The sequence below is a fragment of the Streptomyces sp. ME02-8801-2C genome, assembly GCF_033793965.1.
Classification (GTDB): Bacteria; Actinomycetota; Actinomycetes; order Streptomycetales; family Streptomycetaceae; genus Streptomyces.
This window is the reverse complement of sequence record NZ_JARAXP010000001.1, coordinates 586,074-603,078: the sequence shown is the minus strand read 5'-3', so window position 1 is coordinate 603,078 and position 17,005 is coordinate 586,074. Positions and strand designations below refer to the sequence as shown.

The window sequence follows — 17,005 nt, the reverse complement described above, 5'->3', positions numbered from 1 at the left end:
CCTACTCCACGTCCGACGGGGGCTGCTTCGCCGCCGCCTTGCGGCCACGCGTCTTCCGCACCGGACGCCATGCTTTCAAGTCCTCGGCACTTGCCTGATGCTTGCGGAGCTGGTTCTCGTACTCCGCCTCCAGCTCGTCGGCCGGTACGTCACCCCACTCGTCGTCGTACTCGCCGTGCCACTGCTTGACCCACGGCATGACCTCATCGAGGCCGGCGAGGAGCGGAACGATCCGCTCGGAGCTCCAGCCGTCGCGCGTTGTGCGGGCCGCCAGCAGTTCGAAGAGTGCCTGCGCCTGGTCCTTGTGGTCCCAACCAGCCCACCCGAGCATCAGAGTCGAGTCGCTGTCGGGTCCTGCCTCGGGGTATGAGATGAACCGTTCCTTGGGCACGTCAAGCTTGCCGCGGTTCGACCAAAAGGAGACGCGGGCGAAGTCGGCGGACGTGTACTTGGGTGGTACGGGGATGTTGAGCCGCTGCCCCGTACGGTCCTCCTCGCGCTGCTGCTGCCAGACCTCTTCCCAGTCAGCGCGCTTACGCAGACCGGAATCCTTGTAGCGCATGGCTGCGAGGTAGGGCACGTGTTCGTCGGCGATCACCTCGGTCAGGACCTGCGCGAGCGGCAGGTCCGGCTTGTCGAGGTGGTCGGAGGCGTAGAGCGCGGCGACGGAGACGAACTCCTCGTCCGTACTGAGCTGGTCCGCAAGGTAGTTGACGGTCATCGGGCGGGGCCGCTTGAGCCCGTCCCGGACCTCGGACCACAGCGTGGACGCTTCGCACCGGTCCAGCAACCAATTTCGCAGCGCGGTGCGTTCCTTCTTCTCCCACGGCTCGGCAGACCAGCGGCGCTTACACTCGGGGCGCTCAATGAGGGCGATGTCCTTGCGGGCGTTGATGATGTCGATGCGCGCCTGAACGATGTCGCGGTACCAGTCGGGCCAGTGAGCGGGGATCTCCGTGACGGGCGTGGAACCATGCCGGGTGAACCAGGCGGTTTCGGCCTCACCGGCGGCCACCTTGCGCGCGAGCACGATCTCGAAGGCGCGCTCACCAAGTGCCACTTCGGGAGGGACGACGCCTTGGGTGGTCGCGACGCTACGACCCACGTCTGACGCGCTGAGCAGTCCGTATAGGCCGTACACCTGCCAGTCCAGCTCTTCCTGCTGGGCGATCAAGCTGTTTCGCTTGCAGACATAGTCGGCACGCGCTTCGTCGAGCAAGGCCCGAGAAGGGGCGCCCGCTTGGCATACGACGTTGGGCTCAAGGCCCGCCAACTCCTGGGCTAGGACATCCAGCTCCCGACTAAGCTCAAGCGGCAGCCTCTGTGGCAGAGGAAACTCCTGAAGCTTCGTTCCCGTGAACTCGTAAAATCGCTCCCACTCTTGGGATTTGAAACCTTCGTTGACTCCCTGACTTCCCTTGTCGTGACTTACCTGTTTCAGCCAGAAACAAGCCGTCGCAGAGTTCAACACCCCCAACAACTCCAAGTGCTCATCCTCCCCCAGATTGTCCGGCAATCTGATCACAGGTGCAGTCCGAATGAACACCTCCGAATTCCGGCGAAGCGCAAAGTGATTGTGGGTCGAAACGAAGGGAAAGCTGATCAGCCACTTGGCCCAATAACGTAGCGGCGAAAAACTGGAGTACTCGTACCAAGCCAAACCCTGCTCTTCCTGTGTTCCAGAAAGCGCCTTGCGCAGTTTCAGAAGCGTCCGATTAGGCCAGAGCTCCCGCAGAGTCAAGGCATCGCCCTCAGCTGAGCGCGAAGAATCCGAGTATGGAAAGATCGACTCGGTGCCAGGGCCGAGGTTCCAGTCTCGAACATCACCGCCACCAAGAATTGGTCGAGCCTGACCAGCCGAAAACCCTCTACGTTGCCCGAAACCACGTCCTACCAAATAAGCATCATCTTCCCTCGTAACCGCACAAAAACCAATATTCTCTACACGGTCACCGAGCCGAGCGCTCCGCACATCGTTGAGATGTTGCATCAGGGCACCTGCACCGCCGCCACTCAAAGACCACGGGAAATCTGCGAGTTGCGTGCGCCGCAAGTCATCGACACTCACCCATTCCGAGGCCTCACCTGGCCGACGAACCAGATTGACAATGGATTGCCAGACAGTCCCCTGAGAGGCAATCGTGGGCTGTTGCGGCTCACCCCGCAGCCCAAGCACAGCTCGCACGGCATTCCGCTCACTTGGAACTCGATTGCGCCCCACGAGGATCACCGTGGGGGTTCCGTGCCCTGGAATATAGGCACCGGAGGTGTCAATCACATGGGACAGCTCGGCACGCTCCCAAAAAAAATCCTCGATCAGCTTCTTTCCGAACTCCCGCTTCATGAAAGAGTTGGCAGTGATCTGCCCAACGAATCCGCCGCCGCCGACCATTCCACCGGCACCCTTTATCGCCAAGCCGAAGAGCCGTTGCGCGAAGGGAACAGAAAGGGCATACTGACCAATACAGGCATCATAGCCCTTTTTATAGTTCTCTTTCTCTTGCTTATCCTTAACCGTAATATAAGGCGGATTCCCCACCACCACGTGATAAGACCCCCGCCCCAGCAAATCCACCCGCTTCGCGTACTCCCAAACATCCTCCGTCGAGTACGCGAACGCCCCCTCCTCTCGCCCCACCGACATCTCCGCGAACAACGTGTCCAGGTCCGTCTGAATACCCGCCGCATCCCGCCCGTGCAGCAACGAGTCCCCCACCGCCACATTGATGGGGAACGCCGGCGCGTCCTTCAACCGCCCCGCCCCCGCAGCCCGCATCGCCGCAACCAGCAACCGGAAGCGGGCGATGCTCACCGCGTACGGGTTCTTGTCGCAGCCGTGGACGGACTCCAGGGACCGGCGTACCAGCGTCCACACGTCCGTACCGGGCTCGGCCGCGCGCCACTTGGCGAACAGGCGGTGGAAGATGCCCAGTAGGAAGTGACCGGACCCGCAGGCCGGGTCGATGGTCCGCAGCCCCCGCCGCTCCTCCCCGTTCGGGTCCTTCCACACCGGGTTCAGGCCGAACGCGTCCGTCGAAACCGCCGGTTCCAATGTCAGGTCGAGGATGAACTCCTCCACGAACTCCGGTGTCTGGAGCAGCGCGTACGTCTTGCGGGCGTGCTCGCTCAGGTCCTGGTACAGGTCACCGAGGAAACGGGTGTCCCACTCCGGGTCGGTGAAGTCGTAGCGGATCTCGCCCTCCGCGCCCCACCGCCGCCAGAACGACAGCAGCTCGGTCGCGGCCTCGTACCCCGGGGTGATGTCCCACAGCGGGTTGTGGGCCTCGTCGAAGAGGCCGGCGGCCGTGTCGTTCGCCGCGGCGAGGGCGTCGAACGCGGCGAACAGCCAGTCGCGGTTGTTCTTGGTCGGGTTGTCCCGGAAGAACGCCTCATGCCGGGCCTCCGCCTCCGCCAGCCGCTCCCCCGGGCCCGCGATGAACGGCTCGTCGATGAGGCCGTTGTCCTCACAGAAGCGGACGAACACGCAGGCCAGCACCCAGGCCGCAGCGGATTGCGTGACCCGCTCGTCGCGCCACGCCCCGTACGGTGCGGCCGTGCGCCGAGCCTCCCGGGCGTGCCGGTACTCGGCCTCCAGGCGAACGCGGATCTCGTCCACGGACTCGGTACGCGCCCGAAGATCGCCCTCCAGGGCCGCGACCTGCCGCTTCAGATCCTTGAGCAGAGCCGCCCGGTCCACACCAGCCTTGACGTCCGTCACGTTCCGCTTCCTTCTCGATGCACTGCACGTTCCCTCGCGGCTCCTGCCGCCGCCACGTTCGTCCGCGCTCAGAGTCCCAATCCTGCCAGGCAGAACATGACGGTCGCAGGGCGGCTGTCAGGCGCAAACACCTTCTTGCACGGCGATCACGCCGATAAAGTGATCGACGTGACGGCTCCGACCCCCTCCGTTGCCCCGCCTCCGGCGTTCAGGACGGCGAGCGGCAACCACTACCACACCGCCAAGCTGGCCGCCGGGAACCGGTTACCGATATCCGCCGACCATCTCGCGGGCCTTTCGGCGGAATGCGCGATCAAGGCGATCCTGCTCGACTACCTCGGCTCCCAGCTCAATCAGAAGAGCCGACCGTACAGCCCCGAGCTGATGGTCACGCCCCCGCCGGCCGCCCCCGGGCAGAAGGCGAAGAAGCAGGACCAGAAGGAATACCTGCACGAGCACCTGCCCGAGTTGTGGGGGCAGCTGAGTGCCATCGCCAACCGCAGGAAGGGCCGCGAAGCCGGTCCTGGCTTCATGCAGTTGATCCAGCAGAACCCGTTTCACGACTGGCACGTCGCCGGGCGATACTGCGACGGCACCACGATCACCGAAGCCGATCTCGCACGGCATCTGCAGGCCGCGTACGACCTCATCGCCGCTCACGAGCAGGCCCGCATCCTAGGAACCGGCACCCTCGCATGACCACCGAACAGCCAGCCCGTTTCGACGCGGCGTGGCAGGCCGCGCTCGCCCTCGCCGCTCAGGCCGCCAAGGGCGGACGAGACATCGTGCTGGCCCGCGACCTGCTGGGCCGGGCGTCCCTCCTCATCGACGACCGTGCCGAGCCCCTCGCACCTGACGATCCCGAACTCGTCTCCATTCGGACGGAGTTCATCAAGGCCACCCGGCCCTTCACCGGCCTGGAACCGACGCAGACGGCAAGTGCGCTCTTCGCCCCCGAACTGTTCTTCGACGTACCGGAGCTGACCGAGGTCACTCCCCGGGAGGACGGTGTCGGCAGAGTCGCCGTCCTCGAACGCACGGTCGTCGGTACGGACTGGCTCCAGGGCCCGGAGGCGGAGGGCGAGGACGACACCCGGGCGGCCACCGCGGAAACCCGGCAGGAGCGGCGTGTCGCGCTGTACGGGTTCAAGGGCGGGGTGGGCCGCTCCACGGCGACGACCGTCCTGGCTCGGTATCTGGCGGACCAGGGCCACTGTGTGCTCGTCGTCGACCTCGACCTGGAGTCACCGGGCGTCTCCAACCTGCTCGCCGACCCTGCGGGGATGCCGCGGCACGGCATCGTCGACCATCTGGTGGAGGCGGGAGTCGGCAACGCCGACGGCCTGGAGCTGGTCGCCCGTACCTCGGTTCTTCCCTACACCGGCAACGGGGAGGTGTGGCTGGCACCGGCAGGGGGCCGGCCACTGGAGAACGAACAGTACGACTACCTCGCCAAACTCAACCGCATCTACAGCGACCTCCCGGCGGCCGAACCAGGTGGGTCCCCCCGCCCGTTCGCCGTGCGCCTGGAGCACGCGATCGCCGCCTGCGAGGACCAGGTCGCCGAGCTGTCCCGTAAGCCCGACGTCGTACTGCTGGACAGCCGCGCGGGCATTCACGACATCGCGGCGGTCGTCCTGACCCGACTCAGCGGACTCGCCCTGCTGTTCGCCGTGGACAACCCCTCGACATGGGAGGGCTACCGGATGCTGCTCTCCGAGTGGCAGCGGCGGCCGGAACGCGCACGCGAACTGCGGGAGCGGATCAGGATCGTGGCCGCGATGTTCCACTCCGCCGGGGACATACGGCGGCTCAGCATCCTGCGCAAACACGCGTACGACGTGTTCACAGAGACGCTGTACAACCTGCCGGACGACGGCGACGACGACGCCGAGCCTTTCCTCGCCCCCGACTGGGAGGAGGACGACAGGCCGTACGCCCCCATCCCCATCCTCTTCGGCAACGACCTGGTCGGGCTCGACCCGCTGCGCAGCCGCGCCTGGCCGGAGCTGCCGTTCGTGGAAGCCGCGTACCGGACCTTCGTGACCTCCGTCGAACGCCTTCTGCTGCCGCGCCGCAAGGAGACGGCATGAGCGAGCCGACCGTTCACGACTACCGTGCCCTGCTGACCCAGGCGCTCGGGGCGCCGACCGACGCCGACACCGCCGGGCCGGACTTCCGCACCCTGTTCACTCCGTCGTCGCACCGCCTCGCCCTGGACCCGGACGTCACCGTCGTGCGGGGGTTCCGGGGCACGGGCAAGACTTGCTGGGCGAAGGCGCTCACCGACCCGGAGTTGCGCCGGGTCGCCGCCGACGCGTACATGATGCCTCGGCTCAAACGCACCGAGGTGCGCACAGGGTTCGGAACCGACCGGAGCAACGACCCCGCGTTCCCGGACACACGCACCATCCGTGGTCTCGTCGCTGCCGGTGTCAAGCCGGACGAACTGTGGTCCGCCGTGATCCTGAACGTCCTTGGCAACCCCGAGGTACGGAAGCTGGCCAACTGGACCGAGCGCGTCCGCTGGACACGGGAGAACTTCGAGGCCTACGGCGACGCGCTGCGCCGGGCCGACCGGGAGACGCGGGAGAAGAAGGAGACGCTGGTCCTGCTCTTCGACGGGCTGGAACACCTCCACACGGACCGTCGTGAGGCCGATCTCCTGCTGTCGGGACTCTTCCAGCTCGCGCTGGAGCTGCGCCTCACCACCGGAACACTGCGCGCCAAGATCTTCGTACGGCCGGACATGTACGACAGCGCGCCCAAGGCGTTCGCGGACGCCTCCAAACTCGGCGCGAACGCGACCAACCTCAACTGGAGTCGCGAGAACCTCTACGGGCTCCTCTTCCATCAACTCGGCAACCACGACGGTCCCGAGGCGAAGAAGTTCCGCGAAGCGACGGGAGAGTGGCACGCGGAGGGCGACGGACGGTATCTGCCCCCGGTGGCGCTCCTAGCCGACCAGAAGCGGCAGGAACAGGTCTTCATCACCCTGGCGGGGCCGTTCATGGGCAAGGACCGCCGCAAGGGCCACACCTACACCTGGATTCCGAACCATCTGCAGGACGGCAAAGCCCAGGTGAGCCCGCGCACCTGGCTGTCCAGCCTGGGCAAGGCGGCGCGGCTGACGGGCGAGCGCTGGGCCGGGCATCCCGTGCCCCTGCACTACGACGCCATCTCCGAAAGCCTCAGCACCGCCTCCGCCGTCCGCGTGGCCGAACTCAAGGACGACCTCGGGTGGGCCGCGCTCGCCGTCGAGCAACTCGAAGGCGAGCAGGTCCCGATGGAGGCGACCACCGTGCACTACGCCTGGCACGTCGGATCGCTCACTTCGAAGGTGCGGGCCCTGCTGGAGAGCGAGAAGGGAGGCAGCGGCCCGCACAATATCGACGATCCCGTGGCACTCCTCAAGGAGCTCGACGACCTCGGCGTCGTGACCAGGCGGGGCACGGACACCGTCGATTTGCCCGACATCTACCGTCTCGCCTTCGACATCAGCCGCAGGGGCGGCGTCCCCCGTATGCCCGTGTGACGGCGGACGGCAGCCGTCCTGCGGAGACGTGAGCCCCCATCACAGTGCACTGCTGCCAATCGACGACGCGGACTGCTTCAAGAACTCGCCGTCCAGGTAGGCCAGTTCTCCGTCATTGCGCAGCGCCTCGACCGTGTGGCCGTCCAGATGCGGATCCTGGGTGCTGGACTCCACCGGGCACAGCAGCCACAGGCCGTGCGGGCCCTTGGACGGAAGGCGGGCGGCGGCCTGGAGTGCGACCAGGAACGTACGGCCGCCCTCGTCCCAGTAGCGGGAGACCAGGCCCGCGTCATGGAGGAAGAGGACCGTGCGCGGCTCGGACGAGCGGGAGTCCAGGAGCTCGGCGACGCGCTGCCACACGACGCGGACGAACGTGGCCAGGCCCGGCTTGATACGGCCGGGGGCGGAGGCGGCGTCGGCGCGCAGGACCACCTGCCAGTCCTGGCCCTTCTCCGCCACGAGCCGTCTGAACTCGCGCAGGAACAGTTCCCCGAGGTCGACCGGTACAACGGGAAACTCTGCTGCGATCGTCTCCGCGGTGCCTGGCAGGCGGGCGGCCTTGACCGTCAGGGCGAGGAAGCCACCTCGGCGGACGCTCTCGGTGAGCTGCTCGCGCAGCGCGCCGTGCGGGTCGTCGGGCACGCGACGCGCGTGAACGCGGACGGGGGGCAGCATGCTGGTGTGCGATCCGGTGGAAGTCCAGGGGCCGGTCGACCTCGGCGCCGGGGGGTAGAAACGTCCGGCCTCGTCGTCGTGCCGCAGGTCGAAGCGGGCCGCCTGGAGTGCGTCCTCCAGTACGACGGGAGTCGGCTCACGACCGCCTGCCAGGACGTCGAGGTCCGGGAAGCGGGCTCGCACCCGGGCTACGAGTTCGGTCGCCGGGATACCCCGGTCGGCCCGCACCCCGGCCCCCGCCTGTGAGATGCGCAGCGCGCGCTCCAGGCTCAGGTCACGCCGGTACAGCTCAAGACGGGGGCTGCACTCCACCAGCGGTGCCACAGCGGCGGCCAGTGGCACCAGGCGGGTGTCGGCGAGCGGCGCGAAGCCCTCCGGCGCGGGCACCGCGCGCAGTTCGCGTACCACCTCGGCGCGGCCAGGGAGAGGCTCTCGGCGGGCGAGCTGTTCAGCGCTCGTGCCGAGGTCCGCGGCGTAGTCGGCCAGCTCGCGGGGGTTCGGGTCGTCGGTGCCCGGCAGCGACTCGGACGCCAGCAACAGTGTGTCGCCGTGCCGGTGCACGGCGAGCCGGGGCTCGTGCCCCTCCTCCTCACGGGTCTCGGCCTCGACAGCGGCGCGGACGACGGCCAGCGACCGGGCCAGGACACGTTCAGGGGTGTCGTCCTGTGCACCGTGCAGAGCGCGCAGTTCCTGAGCGGCCTGCGAAGCGGTCATCACCCGGCCGAAGTTTCCGACGATCTCGACCAGTTCGGTGCACACCGCCCGCAGCCACTCGGCCTCCGCCCACCGCTTGATCTCGGCGCGGTGGTGGCGGGAGACCGGCGGCTGCTTGATGCCCAGATGCTCGGCGATCCGCGCCTGCACGGGCCAGGGACCCAGTGGTGAGAGGCCGCCGTCCTCGGTCGGCAGCCCGAGGGTGAGGCGTACGACGTCGGCGCGGTGCGAGTTCTTGCGGCCGGGCGGCGGAGTCAGCAGGTCCGCCATGTCGTCGACCGACAGGATGCCGGTGACGCCCGGCTCCGGCTCCCCGCCCTTCGCGGGAGCGGCAGCCCTGCGTACGGCGGCGGCCCCAGCCGTCCTGCCGCGCAGTGCGGCCCCCCACTGGTTGCGGCGGCGGTTCAGCTCCTTGCGCACCAGCGGTCCTGCGCCCCGGGCCTTGGAGATGACGGACGGCTGGATCTCCAGCAGCTCGCCCACCTTGGTGGCGCCGAGACCGGCGGCGACCGTGACCGCGCGCGGGGACAGGCCGGCGAGCTCCAGTTCCGTATCGGCGTCGGCGGCCAGGGCCGCGCGGTCCCGTGCCTGCTCCGCGTCCTCCGCCTCGGAGCCCACGGTCGACGGGGTGGTAGGCGGCCGGTCCGTGTCGGCGTCCCGGAACACCTTCTGCCAGGCGTCCTTCATCTGCCGCAACGTGTCGAAGCGGTGCTCGATGTCGCGGTGCAGGGCGCGCTGGAAGAAGTCCGTCAGGCCGGACTGCAGGGGCCGGTGGAAGAGTTCACCGGCGAGGTTCAGCTCGGCGGACTCGTTGGTGAGCGGGTCTATGCGCCCGTCGCCCCACAGCGGCCGCTCGCCGCTCGCCATCTCGTGCAGGGTGACGGCCGCGGCGTAACGCTCGGCGTGGTCGTCGAAGTGCGGCCGGCGCACCGAACCGAGGAACGGGTCGAGATAGCCGCGGGTGCCGGCCTTCACATCGCGGTCGGAGGCGTCGGTCAGCGAGAAGTCGAACAGCTTCAGCTGCCAGGTGAAGTCCTTGCGCCGTTGGATGCCCAGGTTGTCCGGCTTGATGTCGCGGTGGCGGACGCCGTTCGCGGCAAGCTGGTCGAGGGCCAGGAACAGGTCCTCGCCGAACCGCTCCAGTTCGTCGTAGCTGAGCTGCCCCTTGCCGCGCAGCCGGGCGCCGAGGGACTGCTCACCGGCGTACTCCAGCTGCAGGACGGTACGGGGGCCGAACTCCCGCAGGCCCTCGCCGCGCAGGTGGACCACGGCGCCGCCACCGACCAGCTTCAGGGCGCGCTCCTCGGCGCGCAGCCGGTCGGCCTTCTGCTCGTCGAGCGCCACCTTGAAGACACGCTCTTCGACCCGGATCGTGCCGTCGTCGTCCTCCACGGCACGCTCCACGAGCAGTGCGCGTGCCGTGGCGCCCGTGCCGAGGACCCTGCGCACCGACCATTCGGTGTCCAGAGCCTGACCAGGGAGCGCCTCCAGCGGGTCGACGACGGGGGCGGCCGCGGAGTCGGGGACGACACCCGCCCGTTCCGCCTCGTCGAGGAGGTCCAGGAACTCCTCCGCGGAACTGAGCCGGTCGTTGGCATCGGCCCGAGTCGCCTTGAAGACCAGGGCGTCGAGTGCGTCGGAGACACCGTCGGCGACCGCGAACAGGTGCAGGCCCGACTCGGTGCGCAGCCGCTCCTTGAGGACACTGCGCTGCGGGGCCGGTGGCTTGCCGGTCAGGATCAGATAGGAGATGGCGCCCAGACCGAAGATGTCCAGGTCCCCCGGATCCGGGAACGGCTGGTCGGTCTCCGGGGCGAGATAGACGTGCGCCGCGTCCTCGATCAGCGCGGCGTCCAGCGCCGAGCCGCCGATGGACCGGAAGAACGTGGCGTTGCTGTCGAAGTCCCGGGCCGCGGTCTGCCAGTCGGTGATGCGCAGTTCCGGATGGGCGCCCTCACCGCGGAAGGACACGTACACGGAACGGGCCGCCAGCGCGCGGTGGTACAGGGAGCGGCTGTGCGCGTGGCGAACGGCCTCGGCGAGCTGGCGGACGAGGTCGAGGCGGATCTCGGGGGTGAGTCTGCCGCCGTAGGTGTCCAGGTACTGGTCCAGGCGCAGGTCGGAGTGGCGGTGGCGGAAGAGGATCGCCGGGCCGCCCTCGTGGTCGCGCAGTTCGACGGCGTCGACGATGCCCCGGTGCGTGATGCCCTGCAGCACCTGGTACTCACGGCGGGCCGCGCGCTGCGTGGACTTCCGGTCCGTGTCGGTCGCGCCCTGGCTGACCAGGTAGATACGGACGCGGCCCTCCTCCTGGGCGAGACCGTCGTCCCGCTTGGCGAGACGGTCCTCCCAGGACGCCCCGGCGTCGAGGGGGTGCGGTTCCATCTTCCAGGCGTCACCGAAGCGCAAATGGCCGGTGGACTGGCGAATGCCGATGGTCTTGAGCAGCTGCGGAAGCCGGTGCCGGGAGAACTCCTCGGTGATGCGCCGCTCAGGCCGGTCGGGCGGCAGACCGAGGAAGTCCTGCCAGATACGGCTCAGGCCGCTGCCGCCGTCGTCACGCCCGTACACCCGGAGGCGCTGGACGTCGTCGAGGTGGCTGACCAGGTCGGGAGCCGACAGGAAGACGGCCGGCTCGATACGCGGGACCATCCGGTCGGTCTTGTAGAGCTTGCGGGCCGCCCACTGGAGCTGGCTGCGCAGCTCCTTGGACTTGAGGTCGTTGAAGTGCAGCGGATTGTTGATGGTGCGGACACGGTCGTCGCCGCGGAAGTTCCAGGTCGAGCCAGTGTTGCGGAGCTCGCCGGGATGGCTCTTGATCTCCACGAGGAAGAGGCCGGCGGGGACGGCGACCAGCAGATCGCACTCGTTGACCCGGCCCGACTGGGCCGTGAAGGAAAAGGTCGCCCAGGCGCGGTAGGGCTCGGCCGCGGGCATGAGGCGCCTGACGTGGTCGAGCGCCTCCTGTTCCCAGGAGTAGGGAGAGGGACGGTCCTGGAACCACTGCTGAGCGGGCTTCGCCGGTCCCGGCTTGGGCACGGCCGATCCGGACCTCCGCGCCGGGTCCCCTCCCGTTACTGCCACTGCGCCGGTCTCCCTCGCCACTCGACACCCAAGGCCCACCAAATGCCCTGGTGGAGCCTACCGCCATGGACTGACAGAGCGATTCGCTCAGGCGAAACGAGCAATGACGTCAATGCCATTGAGCCCAGGAGCCAGCAGACACGAATTGCTCAGGCTTCCCGCCCCTCGGCCTTTCACCTGGCTCCGGACGGAGTACGCGCTGCTGCTCCGGATACAGAAGAAACAGTTGTCGTCCCCTCTCCGTTCTTTTCCGTCACGGACGAGCTGCTGAGGCGTCCAATGCCCCCTGAGCGGCAGCCAATGGGCACCTGGTGGTCAACCTCGGCCAGAGTGTCGGTACTCCACGCTGCGCGCCCAGCATGTCGTAGGGGGCCGCCGAACGGCAGGCGAGCGTCCGGCCCTGGTCCGCGCCTACGAGAAAGCTCCCGCCGCCCCACACAGCATGGGTCCGCGCTGCCGCTCGAGCCCGCCAAAGTGGGGGTTATGGCCGCTGGCCCACAGCCCCAAGTGTCCGCGCCGAAAGACCGGTCGGGGCATACGCCGAGGACCTCGCGCTGTACCGGGAAAAGTTTCGGCGCCGTGTGCCGGAGTCCCTGGACGAGTTGCACGGCCCCGCGCAGGGAGTCGTAGACCGCCCCTGCATGTGGCCTGGTCCGCAATGAACTCGTACGACCTGAGCAAGCCGCGCCAGCAAATGGGTCTGTACCGCACCGTCCTGCACGAGGGCCTGAGTGACGACCTGTCCCTATACCTCAATCAGGACCCGCGTCCCAGCTGTGGCCGGTGCTGTCTTCCCCCAACTCGCCTCCCGCGCCCGGCCAGCCGCGTGACTTGCCGGAACTGCACGCGCGGCTTCTGGCGAATGTGATCGCGCTTGGTTCTCCGTATGCGCTGGTCCTCACCGGGATACGCCGTCCGGGCACACCATCTGGTGAACCGCCCGAGCCAGGACCTCGATGTCGCCACCGAGAACCCTCCTCCCATGGCCGAAGCGCGGCCACGCTCCGCAACGGTCTTGAAACCCGAGGCTGGCAGGTGCAGACACTGAAGACCGCCCCTCTGTCCGCCCGCTTCACCGTGTTTGACCCGGCCACCGACGGGAGTGCGAGGTCGACATCCTCAAGGAGATCTTCTGGCGACCGGCCGCCAGAGCCCGTACGGACCCGTCCTCTCGGTGGAAGACGTGATCGGGACCAAGGTCCGCGCCCTCGCCGACCGTGGAGCCCCCCACGACCTGATCGACGTCTTCGCAGCTTCCCGCCGCTGGAGCACGGCCGGCCTCAAAGAATTCGGTCGTGGAGACGCTCGTGGCCGCTTCGAGCGGGGAGACCCGCAGGCCAGCCTTCACGGGCGCCGAGTGGAGGACGACGAGGCTTTCGCCTCCTACGGACTCGACGACTCCACCATCACTGCGCTACGCGCCTGGGCCCTGAATTGGGCCGACGCCCTTGCGACCTTGCTTCCTGGCGAGTCCGAAGAGCCGGACGTCGACTGACCGGAAGCTTCTGTCAAGCGCTCAGGACAAGCATCGTTTGAGCGTCAACCTTCCTGGGCTGCAAAGTGGAGCCGCTGCCAGCCTGGTCGCCGGTATCACGAAAAACGGCAGCTCAGAACACCGAAGACAAGAAGCCGACCAACTCAACCTGCTGGCTGACCGGAACCAGGTCGAACCACCCAGCCGTCGACGAAATCGCAGGTCAGGCCCCCTTGGTTACCGGCTCAAGGATCGCGACACACTCCACATGATGCGTCATCGGAAACAAATCAAAAGCCCGCAAAGTCCGCACCCGATACCCCCCATCCCGGAAGTACCCCAAATCCCGCGCCAGCGCCGCCGGATCGCACGCCACATACGCGATCTTCCGCGCCCCCAACCGCACCAGCTGCTCGACCGTCTTCTTCCCCGCACCCGCCCGCGGCGGGTCCAGGACGATCAGGTCGACCTCGGTGATACCCGTGCGCGGCAGAACCGCCTCGACCTTGCCCTGTTCGATGCGGACACGGTCGAAGGCGGCCAGGTTGTGCCGGGCGTCCTCGACCGCGCGCTTGCCCGACTCGATGCCGAGGACCGCGCCCTTGTCGCCGATCCGGTCGGCGAGGGCGCCCGCGAACAGGCCGACGCCGCAGTAGAGGTCGAGGGCCATGTCGCCCTTGCGCGGGAGCAGGCCCTGCATGACCGCCTTCATCAGCGTGTCCGCCGCCATCGGGTGGACCTGCCAGAAGCCGCCGCTGCCGACCCGGTAGGTACGCCCGTCGGCCCGCTCGCGCACGAACGCACGGCCGTGGACACGATGGATACCGCCGTCGTGCTCCTCGACGCGCATGACGGAGACGGGCCTGTCGAGCTCGACCAGGGGCAGGCGGGCGCCGGGCTTGGGCTCCAGGATGACCATGCGGTCCTGTGATCCGGTCGCGGCGATCGCGTCGACGGACTCCATCCCGGCCCAGTCGCGCTGCTCGATGCCGAGTTCGCTGACGCCCGGCGCCGCGATCATGCAGTGCTCGATCGGCTCGACCTCGTGCGAACGGTGGTGCCGCAGACCGGCGTTGCCGTCCGCGTCGACCGCGTACTGCACCCTCGTACGCCACTGAGGCACCTCGCCGGGCGGCAGTTTGTCGCCCTCGGCCGGCATCACCGTGCCGTCCCAGCCGGCCTCCTCCGGGGTCAGGCCGGCGAGCCGCTTGAGCTGTTCGGCGATGACCTCGCCCTTGAGGCGGCGCTGTGCGCCCGGCTTGGCGTGCTGCCAGTCGCAACCGCCGCAGCGGCCGGGGCCGGCGTACGGACAGGGCGCCTCGACCCGGTCCTTGGAAGCCGTCAGCACCTCCACCGCGTCCGCGCGCAGGAACCGCGCCCCTTCCTCGCCCTCCGTCACCCGGGCCACGACGCGCTCACCGGGCAACGTGTGCCGTACGAAGAGCACCTGCCCTTCATCCGTACGGGCGATGCAGTGGCCGCCGTGCGCGACGGGACCGACCTCGACCTCGTACTCCTGGCCCACCAGCGATTTCTTGGGTTCTGCCTGCATGGCGGGGTGACTCCAGGGATGAGAAAAGGGAACGGCCGGACAACAGCCCACCAGTCTACGTGGGCGTCGCCCGGCCGCTCACCACAAGTCCGTCGTACCGGACCCGGTCGCCGACAGCCGTCAGTCCTTCGCGCCCGGTTCCCTCGTCCGCTCCTCCGCGGGCCCGCGCCGCACGGATCCGGGGGCGTTCCACTCCTGCCGCTTGCGGGCCCGCTTCTTGGCCACCTCGGACGACTGGAGCTGGTAGGGCACCGACGTCACCATGACGCCCGGTGTGAACAGCAGGCGGCCCTTGAGGCGCAGCGCGCTCTGGTTGTGCAGCAGCTGCTCGTACCAGTGGCCGACCACGTACTCCGGGATGATCACGGACACGGCGTCGCGCGGCGATTCCCGGCGCAGGCCCTTCACGTACTCGATCACCGGCCGGGTGATCTCCCGGTACGGCGAGTCGAGCACCTTGAGCGGCACGGTGATCCCCCGCCGCTCCCACTCCTCCCGCAGCGCCTTCGTCTCCACCGGGTCGACGTTGACGCTGAGCGCCTCCAGGGTGTCGGAGCGCATCAGTTTCGCGTACGCGAGCGCCCGCAGCGTGGGCCGGTGGATCTTCGAGATCAGGACGACCGAGTGCACCCTCGAGGGCCGCGCGCTGTCGTCGCCCGGGCCCTCCGGGGCGGCGATCTCCTCGGAGACCCGGTCGTAGTGCTTACGGATGGCGGTCATCACGGCGTAGAAGATCACCATGCCGAGCAGTGCGACCCAGGCACCGTGCGTGAACTTCGTACCGAGTACGACGACCAGCACAAGGCCGGTGAAGAAGGCGCCGAAAGCGTTGATCGCGCGGGAGCGCATCATCTGCCGGCGCTTCACCTGGTCCTTCTCGGTGGCCAGGTGGCGGTTCCAGTGCCGGACCATGCCGGTCTGGCTGAGCGTGAAGGACACGAACACGCCGACGATGTACAGCTGGATGAGGCGGGTCGAGTCCGCCCCGTAGATCCACACCAGCAGGACGGCCGCACCGGCGAGCAGCACGATGCCGTTGGAGAAGGCGAGCCGGTCGCCGCGCGTGTGCAGCTGGCGCGGGAGGTAGCGGTCCTGCGCGAGGATCGAGCCGAGCAGCGGGAAGCCGTTGTACGCGGTGTTGGCGGCCAGGAAGAGCACCAGTGCGGTGGCGGCGGCGAGCAGGATGAAGAAGAAGCTGCCGTCACCGAACACGGCCTCGGCGACCTGTGAGATCACCGGGTTCTGGACGTATCCGGAGCCGACCTCGACCCCCTTGTCCAGCAGGTCGTGCGCGGGGTTCTCGGCCATGCGCACCTTGGTGGTCATGGCCAGCACGATGATTCCGCAGAACATGGTGACGGCGAGGAGACCCATCGCCGCGAGCGTGGTCGCCGCGTTCTTGGACTTGGGCTTACGGAAGGCCGGCACGCCGTTGGAGATGGCCTCGACGCCGGTGAGCGCGGCGCAGCCGGAGGAGAAGGCACGCAGCAGCAGGAACACCAGCGCGAATCCGGCCAGCCCCTGGTGTTCGGCCTTGATCTCGTAGCCGGCGGTCGGCGCACGCATGGTCTCATCGAGCACCAGGCCGCGGAACGCACCCCACGCGATCATGATGAAGACGCCCGCGACGAACACATACGTCGGAATCGCGAAGAGCTTCCCGGACTCCTTGACGCCCCGGAGGTTCATCAGCGTCAGCAGCACGATGACGGCGATCGCGCAGAACACCTTGTGCTCGACGACGAAGGGGACGGCGGAGCCGAGGTTCTCGATGCCGGAGGCGATCGACACGGCGACGGTGAGCACGTAGTCGACGAGCAGGGCACTGGCGACCGTGAGGCCGGCCTTGGGGCCGAGGTTGGTGTTCGCCACCTCGTAGTCGCCGCCACCGCTCGGGTACGCGTGCACGTTCTGCCGATAGGAGGCGACCACAGTGAACATCAGTACGACGACAGCGACCGCGATCCACGGGCTGAAGTGGTACGCCGACACGCCCGCGATCGACAGGACCAGCAGCACTTCCCCGGGCGCGTAGGCGACGGAGGAGAGCGGGTCGGAGGCGAAGACGGGGAGAGCGATGCGCTTCGGCAGGAGCGTTTCGCCGAGCCGATCACTGCGCAGTGCGCGCCCGATCAGGATCCGTTTGGGCACGTCGGTCAGTTTGGACACGGACAGGATCGTAAGCTCCCTGACTTGCTCTGAGCACATCCGGGTGAAATCCCGCCGGTCTGCCGAGTGAAATTCCGGCATGCG

At 68.1% G+C, this 17,005-nt stretch carries 7 protein-coding genes and 1 pseudogene; 4 read left to right on the top strand and 4 right to left on the bottom strand.

Annotation, left to right across the window (positions count from 1 at the left end; all coding sequences use genetic code 11):
• Position 1: 1 nt before the first annotated feature.
• Complete coding sequence (gene pglX / locus PV396_RS02640) at positions 2-3,718, bottom strand: BREX-2 system adenine-specific DNA-methyltransferase PglX (RefSeq protein ID WP_319199927.1); 3,717 nt, start codon at positions 3,716-3,718, stop codon at positions 2-4.
• A gap of 96 nt (positions 3,719-3,814) precedes the next feature.
• Here pglX and PV396_RS02635 point away from each other — a divergent pair, with 96 nt between their 5' ends.
• From PV396_RS02635 to PV396_RS02625, 3 genes are read left to right on the top strand one after another with little or no spacing between them, the layout of a single operon-like run.
• On the top strand, positions 3,815-4,417 hold the full coding sequence (locus PV396_RS02635; protein ID WP_319199926.1) for a hypothetical protein: 603 nt from the start codon (positions 3,815-3,817) through the stop codon (positions 4,415-4,417).
• A complete protein-coding gene (locus PV396_RS02630) occupies positions 4,414-5,811 on the top strand; it encodes a KGGVGR-motif variant AAA ATPase (protein ID WP_319199925.1) in 1,398 nt (465 codons plus the stop codon). The genes PV396_RS02635 and PV396_RS02630 overlap by 4 nt, the downstream gene beginning before the upstream one ends.
• The gene (locus PV396_RS02625; RefSeq protein ID WP_319199924.1) at positions 5,808-7,253 is read left to right on the top strand and encodes a hypothetical protein; all 1,446 of its coding nucleotides are present in this window, start codon (positions 5,808-5,810) and stop codon (positions 7,251-7,253) included. The genes PV396_RS02630 and PV396_RS02625 overlap by 4 nt, the downstream gene beginning before the upstream one ends.
• A 39-nt stretch (positions 7,254-7,292) precedes the next feature.
• Here PV396_RS02625 and pglW read toward each other — a convergent pair whose 3' ends face one another.
• The gene (gene pglW / locus PV396_RS02620; RefSeq protein ID WP_319199923.1) at positions 7,293-11,681 is read right to left on the bottom strand and encodes a BREX system serine/threonine kinase PglW; all 4,389 of its coding nucleotides are present in this window, start codon (positions 11,679-11,681) and stop codon (positions 7,293-7,295) included.
• 876 nt (positions 11,682-12,557) lie between these two features.
• Between pglW and PV396_RS02615 the strand changes: the two are divergent.
• Positions 12,558-13,221: pseudogene (locus PV396_RS02615) on the top strand (nucleotidyl transferase AbiEii/AbiGii toxin family protein).
• Between the two features lie 202 nt (positions 13,222-13,423).
• On the opposite strand, the gene PV396_RS02610 reads toward PV396_RS02615, so the two are convergent.
• Together PV396_RS02610 and PV396_RS02605 are read right to left on the bottom strand one after the other, a co-directional pair.
• Positions 13,424-14,752: a class I SAM-dependent RNA methyltransferase gene (locus tag PV396_RS02610; protein WP_319199922.1), complete on the bottom strand. Its 1,329-nt coding sequence runs from the start codon at positions 14,750-14,752 to the stop codon at positions 13,424-13,426.
• Positions 14,753-14,872: 120 nt separating this feature from the next.
• Positions 14,873-16,921, bottom strand: a complete 2,049-nt coding sequence (locus PV396_RS02605) for an APC family permease (protein WP_319199921.1) — start codon at positions 16,919-16,921, stop codon at positions 14,873-14,875.
• Positions 16,922-17,005: the final 84 nt, after the last annotated feature.

Excerpts from the sequence above, each read along its gene's own strand:
- PV396_RS02635 (WP_319199926.1), top strand. The coding sequence starts at position 3,815 with ATGACGGTCGCAGGGCGGCTGTCAGGCGCAAACACCTTCTTGCACGGC.
- PV396_RS02630 (WP_319199925.1), top strand. The coding sequence starts at position 4,414 with ATGACCACCGAACAGCCAGCCCGTTTCGACGCGGCGTGGCAGGCCGCG.
- PV396_RS02625 (WP_319199924.1), top strand. The coding sequence starts at position 5,808 with ATGAGCGAGCCGACCGTTCACGACTACCGTGCCCTGCTGACCCAGGCG.
- PV396_RS02610 (WP_319199922.1), bottom strand. The coding sequence starts at position 14,752 with ATGCAGGCAGAACCCAAGAAATCGCTGGTGGGCCAGGAGTACGAGGTC.